The sequence below is a fragment of the Mesorhizobium sp. M7A.F.Ca.US.005.03.2.1 genome (assembly GCF_003997795.1).
In the GTDB taxonomy this organism is placed as follows: Bacteria; Pseudomonadota; Alphaproteobacteria; order Rhizobiales; family Rhizobiaceae; genus Mesorhizobium; species Mesorhizobium ciceri.
The window spans coordinates 1-7,668 of sequence record NZ_RZRP01000235.1; the positions used below are offsets into that span (position 1 = coordinate 1).

A 7,668-nucleotide genomic window follows, 5' to 3' on the forward strand; every position below is an offset into this window, starting at 1 on the left:
GGCCAGGCCTTGGCCGGCGAGACCCGCGCCAGACAGATCCTCGACCGCTTCGAGCATGCCAACCAATGGCGCGATCACGTCATGGTGGCTGCGCATCGCGCCGGCAGCATGCAGGCCGGCAAGACGCTCTACGCGGAAAATTCGATTGCCGCCGTGGAGGGCTCGATCGCCATGGGCGCCGAAATCGTCGAGGTCGACATCAGGCGCTCGAAGGACGGCGAGTTCGTCGTCATGCATGACAGCTGGCTCGACCGCACCACGACCTGCAAGGGCGAGGTGGTCATGTACACGCTGGCCGAACTGAAGACATGCCGGCTGGTGGTCGAGGGCACCGGTGCGGCGACAAGTGAAACAGTCTCGACGCTGCACGAGATGCTGATGGCGACCAGAAACCGCATCCTCATCAACCTCGACAACAAGCTCGACGTCGGCGCCCTCCCGGGCATGATTGCGGTCGCTCGCGGTCTCGGCATGGCCGAACAGGTCATCGTCAAGGAGAACCTGTGGAATTCACAACGGATTTCCACGGTCAAGGCCGCCATGGAGACCATTGGCGGCGGCTTCCAGTTCATGCCGATCATCGCCGATGACGCGGTGCATGACGCCGGTTTCGCCGGGACGGTCGACCGCGCCTTCTCGCCGCGCGCGATCGAGTTGATCAACTGGCGGGCAGGCGCCGAGACGCTGACCGAGACGGGCGGGCCGCTGTTCAGCACGCGCATGCGCGCGGCCGCAGTCAGGGGCAACTGGCACATCTGGGCCGACACCTACGCCATCGCCAACAAACCGGGCGGCTTCCTCGCCGGCGGCCGCGGCGACGAACTGGCGGTGCAGGCCAGCCTGCCGCGCGAAAGCTGGGGTTTCTGGGCCGATCGCGGCGCCACCATCATCCAGACCGACGAGCCGAAGGCGGCAATCGACTGGCTGGCCGCGAATGGTTTTCGCGTGCCTTATGCCGACGAGGCGCGGCCGGTTGAGCCGGCGAATACGGCGAGCATCAATTAAGCGGCGGCTGACGCTGCCAATCTCCCTCACGAGGGGGGAGATTGGTTAGCTTCAAGCCGCTAGCGCCACGCCGTCCAGTTCGCTAAGCGCATCCTGTGGCAATTCCAGTTCAGCCGCAGCGAGGTTCTCCCCGAGATGCCCGACCGACGATGTGCCGGGGATCAGCAGGATGTTGGGCGCGCGGCGCAGCAGCCAGGCGAGCGCGACCTGCATTGGCGTGGCGCCGAGGCGCGCCGCGATTTCCGACAGGGTGGAGGATTGCAGCGGGTTGAAGCCGCCGAGCGGGAAGAACGGCACATAGGCGATGCCATCGCGGGCAAGATCGTCGATCAGGGCATCGTCGCCGCGATGCGCCAGATTGTACTGGTTCTGCACGCAGACGATCTCGGCGATCCCCCGTCCTTGCGCGATCTGCGCCGGCGTCACGTTGCTCAGCCCGATGTGCCTGACCAGACCCTGTTGTTGGAGCTCGGCCAGCACGGTGAGCGGCGCTTCGATCGATCCCTCGGCGGGGCCATGGGTATCGAACATGATGCGTAGGTTGACGACATCGAGCACCTCGAGCCCGAGATTGCTGAGATTGTCGTGTACCGCCTGGGTGAGCTCTTCCGCGGAAAAGGCCGGCAGCCACGATCCATCCGCGCCGCGCCGGGCACCGATCTTGGTGACGATGACGAGATCTTGGGGGTAGGGCGCCAGCGCCTCGCGGATCAGCCGGTTGGTGACGTGCGGACCGTAGAAGTCGCTGGTGTCGATATGGTCGACGCCTTGCGCAATCGCCTCGCGCAGCACGGCCAATGCCGCGTCATGATCCTTGGGCGGCCCGAACACGCCGGGTCCCGCGAGTTGCATGGCACCGTAGCCGAGCCGCTTCACGGTGCGGCTGCCAAGCTTGAAGGTGGCGGGGGCGAAGGTGCCGGATTGTTGGATGTTGGACATGATTGATCTCCTATGAGGAGGCAGAGATAGGCGCTGCCCAACCTCGTGATAATCCGGTACAATCCACACAGGCCGTGCGGAATGGCGAACAATGATGGACCTCAGCGATCTGAATGCTTTCGTGGCGGTGGCGCGCGCCGGCGGCTTTCGCGACGGCGCGCGTGCGAGCGGCGGCAGCGCCTCCGGCCTGAGTGAGGCGGTGCGTCGCCTGGAAGTGCAGCTCGGTGTCAGGCTGTTCAACCGCACGACGCGCAGCGTTGTCCCAACCGAGGCGGGCCTCAGCCTTCTGGAGCGGCTCGGCCCGGCGCTGTCGGAGGTGGAGGCGGCGCTGGACGTGGTGAACGGTTTTCGCGACAGGCCGGCGGGCTCGTTGCGTCTCAACGTGCCGGTCAGTGCTGCGCGGCTGATATTGCCCGACATCGTCCCTGGTTTCCTCGCCGCCTATCCTGGTATCCGGCTGGAGGTGATCGCCGACGAGAACTTCGTCGACGTGCTGGCGGCCGGCTGTGACGCCGGCATCCGCTATGACGAGCGGCTGGAACAGGACATGATCGCGGTGCCGATCGGGCCGCGCGTGCAGCGTTTCGCCACCGCCGCCAGCCCTGCCTATCTTGCTCGCCATGGGCGCCCGCAACACCCGAGCGACCTGCTTGGCCACTCCTGCGTGCGTGGGCGCTTTGCCAGCGGTGCGATGCTGCCGTGGGAATTCGAGCGAGACGGCGAGGTGGTGCGGGTCGATCCGACAGGCCCCTTGATCGTGCGGATCGGCGGGGCGACGGATCTTGCCGTCGACGCCGCTATTGCCGGCACCGGCATCATCGGCCTCTTCGAGGGCTGGCTGCGCCCTTACTTCGACAGCGGCGCTCTTGAGCCCGTGCTCGAACCGTGGTGGCAGAGTTTTCCCGGACCGTTTCTCTATTATCCCGGCCGGCGCCTGGTTCCGGCCCCGCTGCGGGCGTTCATCGACTATATCAAGGGCGGCAAGGCCTGACCTGTTTCCGGCGCCATCACCCCACCCGGCGCTTCGCGCCGACCTCCCCATTGGGGAGGTAGGGCGCCGCGCTCTTCTAGCTCCCCTCGATGGGAAGGTCGCGCCGTAGGCGTGGGTGGGGTGACTGCCGAGCCGCAAACAAAAAGGCCGCCCGGAGGCGGCCTTTTCGATTGTCTGAAGCTGCGAAGTGCTTAGCGCTTGGAAAACTGGAAGCTACGACGGGCCTTGGCCTTGCCGTACTTCTTGCGCTCGACGACGCGGCTGTCGCGGGTCAGGAAGCCGCCCTTCTTGAGCACGGCGCGCAGCGTCGGCTCGTAGTAGGTCAGCGCCTTGGAGATGCCGTGACGCACGGCGCCAGCCTGGCCGGAGAGACCGCCGCCGACGACTGTCGCGACGATGTCGTACTGGCCGGCGCGGTTGGAGGCGATGATCGGCTGGTTGAGGATCATCTGCAGGACCGGACGCGCGAAATAGGTCGCGAATTCCTTGTCGTTGACGATGATCTTGCCGGAACCCGGCTTCACCCAGACGCGCGCAATGGCGTTCTTGCGCTTGCCGGTGGCATAGGCGCGGCCCGACTTGTCGAGCTTCTGGACGTGGACGGGGGCCGCCGGCTGGGTATTGGTGTTGCCGGTGGCGGCGCCCAGTTCTGCGAGCGAGGAAAGCTCAGCCATCTTATGCGACCTTCTTGTTCTTGGCGTTCAGCTTGGCCACGTCGAGCACGACGGGCTGCTGGGCGACATGCGGATGCTCGGCGCCTGCATAGACGCGCAGGTTCTTCATCTGGCGACGGCCGAGCGGGCCACGCGGGACCATGCGCTCAACGGCCTTCTCGACGACACGCTCGGGGAAACGACCCTCGAGCAGCTGGCGCGCGGTGCGCTCCTTGATGCCGCCTGGGTGGCCGGTGTGCCAGTAATAGACCTTGTCGGTGAATTTCTTGCCGGTGAACACCACCTTGTCGGCATTGATGACGATGACGTTGTCGCCGTCGTCGACGTGCGGGGTGAAGGTCGGCTTGTGCTTGCCGCGGAGATGATTGGCGATGACAGTGGCCAGACGACCGACGACGAGACCTTCGGCGTCGATCAGGATCCACTTCTTCACCACATCCGCAGGCTTCTGCGAAAAGGTTGTCATGTTTTCTGCTCTCGGTTTTGACCTTCATAAGAGAAGGCGTTTCTTGTTGCTTGGATTGGCGAAAGGCGCTTGCCCGCCGCCAATAACAAAACGGCGGCCTTTGCGGGCCGCTGCTTCGTGGAGGCTTATAGGCGAGGGTGGTGACCGCGTCAAGGCGAACGAAAAGGTAGATATCAGGTAAAATGTAGCAAAAACAATAACTTGAACAAAAGGTATTATTTTACCACATCACCATTCCGCTTCGGCGGGATCGAATAGGTGCCGGTGGCATGCGCCACCGTGTCTCCGTCTGGGCCGGCAACGATGTCGATGTCGAACACCATCAGGCTCTTTCCCAGCTTCAGGATGCGGCAATGGCCGTCGATCGGTCCTGCCTCGGCCTTGCGCACGAAATTGATGTCGAGGTTGACGGTGACCGAAAGCGCATCCGGCCCGGCATGGCTGAGCACGCAGACGTAGCCGCCAATGTCGGCCAGCGTGAACAGCGAGGGGCCGGACACCGTGCCGCCGGGACGCAAATGCCGTTCGCCGGCGTTGAGCCGCACGGTGCAGCCGCCCGGGAACACGTCGATCGCCTCGAAATATTTGAACTGCTCATTGAGCTGCGGATAGACGGTTTCCATCAGCGCATTGACTTGTTGCGCGGTCAGCACGGGCTTGAGGTTGGTCTGAGCGGGCATGTCTTAGTCTCTCGCTTTGCGCCAGGCCTGTATGAGCGCAGCGCGGCATTTCTGACAACCTTCGTCCCCTGGCGCAAGCGATCGGTGTTGGACGAAACCTGATCCGGTATTAAATAGTCTGGCAGCCCCAGCGGAATCGCGGAGAACCTTATCCATGGCCGAAATCCTTGCCATCAAGCCTGCCGCCGTTGAGGGTCCGGTGGTTGCACAACTGGACAAGGGCGTGCTGCGCCTCACACTCGCCAATCCGCCTGCCAACGCGCTGTCGCTGGCGGTGATGGCGGCGCTGACGGCCGAACTCGAGCGCGCCAGGGCCGACAAGGCCGTTCGCGTCATCGTCTTGTCGGCTGCCGGCAAGGTGTTCTGCGCCGGCCACGATCTCAAGGAAATGACCGCGCGCCGCACTGACGCCGATCATGGCAAGGCCTTTTTCGCAGAGACGTTTGCCGCTTGTGCGACGCTGATGCAGGCGATCGTGCGTCATCCAGTGCCTGTCATCGCCGAGGTTGACGGCCTGGCCACCGCCGCCGGGCTGCAACTGGTCGCCAGCTGCGACCTGGCGATCGCTTCGCATGAGGCGACCTTCTGTACGCCGGGTGTCAACATCGGCCTGTTCTGCTCGACGCCGATGGTGGCGCTGTCGCGCAACGTCTCGCGCAAGCATGCGATGGAGATGCTGTTGACCGGCGAGACCATCGATGCGGCAACCGCCAAGGAATTCGGCCTGGTCAACCGCATCGTGCCGCGCGAATACCTGAATCAGATCGTCACCAAATACGCGCAAACCATTGCTTCCAAATCATCTTTGGTGGTCAAGACGGGCAAGGAGGCGTTTTACGCGCAGGCCGAAATGGGGCTGGCGGATGCTTACACCTATACCGGCCGGATCATGGTCGAAAACATGCTCGCGCGCGACGCCGAGGAAGGCATCGGCGCCTTCATCGGCAAGCGCAAGCCGGAATGGACGGACGAATAGGAGCAGCACCATGGAGCCGCGAATCTCTATCATTACCATCGCCACCGATGATCTGGACCGCGCGGTGCGCTTCTACGAGGCTATGGGCTTGAAGCGGCATGCCGGTATCACCGACGGTGTCGCCTTCTTCCAGATGGGCGGCGTCATTCTTGGTCTGTTCCCACGTGCCAGCGCAGAAGAGGATTCCGGCATCGCCTTCGCCGCGGCGCCATCGGCGGTCTACCTCGCCTACAACACCCGCTCCGACGCCGAAGTCGACGACGTGCTCGCCAGGGCGGAAAAAGCCGGCGGCCGCATCGTCAAGCCGGCCGGCCGCGCCTTCTGGGGCGGCTGGTACGGCTACTTCGCCGACGCCGACGGGCATGTCTGGGAAGTGGCGCACAATCCGGCCTTTCCGATCGCCGAAGACGGCACGATTTCGCTACCTGGCTGATGGCCCATCGCAAGCAGCTGACGCGGCTCAAGGCTCCCTATCTGAAGCGCATCCTGCTCGATGCCGTGCGGGTCGAGGATTGGGAAAAATATCCATGGAACCTGCCGCTGTTTCGCGGCCACGACTTCGAACTCGAATTCACCACGCCGATCACCATCATCGTCGGCGAGAACGGCACCGGCAAATCGACGCTGCTCGAGGCGATCGGTGCGCTGGCCGGCTATGACGAAGCCGGTGGCGGCAAGGGATATAGGCCGGTCGACCATTCCAGCGCCATCGACAAGAGCGGTGCTGCGCTGGCAAACACGTTCCGTGGCCACTGGCTGCCGAAAGTCACTGCCGGCTGGTTCTTTCGTGCCGAATCCTTCTACTCCGTGGCCCGATATCTCGATCAGGCGGCACTGGAAGACCCTTTCAGGCCCCCGCCGCCGGACTTCCTGTCCTGGTCGCATGGCGAGGGCTTTATCCGTTTTTTCGAGGAGCGCTGCCGCAGGCAAGGCATCTACATCCTCGACGAACCCGAAAGCGCACTGTCGCCGACGCGACAGATCGAGCTGCTCAAGATGCTGCGGCGCATGGACCAGTCGGGCACCGCGCAAGTGATCATGGCGACGCATTCGCCGCTGCTGATGGCTTGTCCTGGCGCGCGGCTGTTCCGCATCAGCCGGTTCGGGCTCGATCCCACGGATTTCAGCGATACCGATCATTTTCGCATGATGCGCGACTTCTGCACCGATCCGCAGGCCTTTATGGAGGAAGCGCTGCGGGAGGATGACGCGTGAGCGCCGGCGATGATGACCTCAACTGGCGCGTCGAGCAGGCGTGCCGCGAAGGCTGGCCGGCGGCGACCGAGACGTTGGTTGATGGCTGGCTTCTGCGGCGATCGGGCGGACGGATCCGGCGTACCAATTCGGCCAATCCCTTGCGCGGCGAGCGTGGCGCGCCTGATGCAGTCATCGACGCCGCCGAGTCCTTCTACATCGGCCACGGCCAGACGCCCTTGTTTCGGGTTCCAGGCATCGCCGGCGAGCTCGAAGCCGCTCTCGACCATCGCGGCTACCAGCCGGAAGGCGGCACGATCCATCTCCATGCCGGGATCGGCGACCTGGCTGAATTTCGCGATGAGCAGGTCACCGTTTTGAAGGTGCCGGGCGAGGACTGGCTCGCGGCGCGGTTCCGCATGGGAGCCTTTGACGACGCCGAGCGCCGCATCTTTCGCGAGATGACGGGCTGATCGTCGGCGACCGGGCGTTTGTGTCCTATGAACGCGACAGCCAAATTGCCGCCCTGGCCTATGGTGTCATCCGCAATGGCCTGCTTGTGGTGGAATCGGTTGAAACCGATGGCCGTTTCAGGCAGCAAGGCCTGGGCCGCAAAACCGTCGGCGGCCTCATCGGCTGGGCGCGGCGGGCAGGGGCTCACGCCGCATGCTTGCAGGTGGTGGCCGACAACACACCGGCCCGCGCACTCTATGCCTCGCTTGGGTTCAGCCGTGAACTTTACC

11 protein-coding genes are annotated in these 7,668 nt (G+C 64.2%); 7 read left to right on the forward strand and 4 right to left on the reverse strand.

The features are described from left to right. A partial coding sequence (locus EN991_RS15125) for a glycerophosphodiester phosphodiesterase family protein (RefSeq protein WP_164769085.1) occupies nucleotides 1-1,005 on the forward strand: 1,005 nt, incomplete at its 5' end. Nucleotides 1,006-1,056: 51 nt separating this feature from the next. Here the strand turns inward: EN991_RS15125 and EN991_RS15130 are convergent. Next, complete coding sequence (locus EN991_RS15130) at nucleotides 1,057-1,944, reverse strand: aldo/keto reductase family oxidoreductase (RefSeq protein ID WP_127369050.1); 888 nt, start codon at nucleotides 1,942-1,944, stop codon at nucleotides 1,057-1,059. A 91-nt stretch (nucleotides 1,945-2,035) separates the two neighbouring features. On the opposite strand from EN991_RS15130, the gene EN991_RS15135 reads away from it, so the two are divergent. Next, nucleotides 2,036-2,935 (forward strand): LysR family transcriptional regulator, encoded by a 900-nt coding sequence (locus EN991_RS15135; RefSeq protein WP_127366943.1) that lies wholly within the window; start codon nucleotides 2,036-2,038, stop codon nucleotides 2,933-2,935. A gap of 191 nt (nucleotides 2,936-3,126) precedes the next feature. Here the strand turns inward: EN991_RS15135 and rpsI are convergent, their stop codons facing one another. The 3 genes from rpsI to EN991_RS15150 all read right to left on the reverse strand — a co-directional run bounded on the left by rpsI (nucleotide 3,127) and on the right by EN991_RS15150 (nucleotide 4,755). Continuing rightward, nucleotides 3,127-3,609: a 30S ribosomal protein S9 gene (gene rpsI / locus EN991_RS15140; RefSeq protein WP_023810272.1), complete on the reverse strand. Its 483-nt coding sequence runs from the start codon at nucleotides 3,607-3,609 to the stop codon at nucleotides 3,127-3,129. A gap of 1 nt (nucleotide 3,610) precedes the next feature. Beyond that, entirely contained in the window at nucleotides 3,611-4,075 is a 465-nt protein-coding gene (rplM, locus tag EN991_RS15145) for a 50S ribosomal protein L13 (RefSeq protein WP_013532205.1), read from the reverse strand. Between the two features lie 215 nt (nucleotides 4,076-4,290). Continuing rightward, nucleotides 4,291-4,755 carry a PaaI family thioesterase gene (locus tag EN991_RS15150; protein WP_127369051.1) on the reverse strand — a complete coding sequence of 155 codons (465 nt, stop codon included), beginning with the start codon at nucleotides 4,753-4,755 and terminating at the stop codon, nucleotides 4,291-4,293. A 154-nt stretch (nucleotides 4,756-4,909) separates the two neighbouring features. Between EN991_RS15150 and EN991_RS15155 the strand changes: the two genes are divergently transcribed. From EN991_RS15155 to EN991_RS40875, 5 genes are all read left to right on the forward strand, one after another. Beyond that, nucleotides 4,910-5,731 carry an enoyl-CoA hydratase gene (locus EN991_RS15155; RefSeq protein WP_127369052.1) on the forward strand — a complete coding sequence of 274 codons (822 nt, stop codon included), beginning with the start codon at nucleotides 4,910-4,912 and terminating at the stop codon, nucleotides 5,729-5,731. 10 nt (nucleotides 5,732-5,741) lie between these two features. After that, a complete protein-coding gene (locus EN991_RS15160) occupies nucleotides 5,742-6,164 on the forward strand; it encodes a VOC family protein (RefSeq protein ID WP_027162400.1) in 423 nt (140 codons plus the stop codon). Continuing rightward, entirely contained in the window at nucleotides 6,164-6,946 is a 783-nt protein-coding gene (locus EN991_RS15165) for an AAA family ATPase (protein WP_013532201.1), read from the forward strand. The genes EN991_RS15160 and EN991_RS15165 overlap by 1 nt, the downstream gene beginning before the upstream one ends. Next, the gene (locus tag EN991_RS40870; RefSeq protein ID WP_245460971.1) at nucleotides 6,943-7,398 is read left to right on the forward strand and encodes a hypothetical protein; all 456 of its coding nucleotides are present in this window, start codon (nucleotides 6,943-6,945) and stop codon (nucleotides 7,396-7,398) included. Before EN991_RS15165 ends, EN991_RS40870 begins: the two co-directional genes overlap by 4 nt. Nucleotides 7,399-7,418: 20 nt before the next feature. Further along, on the forward strand, nucleotides 7,419-7,668 hold a 250-nt coding region (locus EN991_RS40875; RefSeq protein WP_245460972.1), incomplete at its 3' end, for a GNAT family N-acetyltransferase.

Coding starts and splice junctions, on each gene's coding strand:
- EN991_RS15130 (WP_127369050.1), bottom strand. CDS start 1,944: ATGTCCAACATCCAACAATCCGGCACCTTCGCCCCCGCCACCTTCAAG.
- EN991_RS15135 (WP_127366943.1), top strand. CDS start 2,036: ATGATGGACCTCAGCGATCTGAATGCTTTCGTGGCGGTGGCGCGCGCC.
- rpsI (WP_023810272.1), bottom strand. CDS start 3,609: ATGGCTGAGCTTTCCTCGCTCGCAGAACTGGGCGCCGCCACCGGCAAC.
- rplM (WP_013532205.1), bottom strand. CDS start 4,075: ATGACAACCTTTTCGCAGAAGCCTGCGGATGTGGTGAAGAAGTGGATC.
- EN991_RS15150 (WP_127369051.1), bottom strand. CDS start 4,755: ATGCCCGCTCAGACCAACCTCAAGCCCGTGCTGACCGCGCAACAAGTC.
- EN991_RS15155 (WP_127369052.1), top strand. CDS start 4,910: ATGGCCGAAATCCTTGCCATCAAGCCTGCCGCCGTTGAGGGTCCGGTG.
- EN991_RS15160 (WP_027162400.1), top strand. CDS start 5,742: ATGGAGCCGCGAATCTCTATCATTACCATCGCCACCGATGATCTGGAC.
- EN991_RS15165 (WP_013532201.1), top strand. CDS start 6,164: ATGGCCCATCGCAAGCAGCTGACGCGGCTCAAGGCTCCCTATCTGAAG.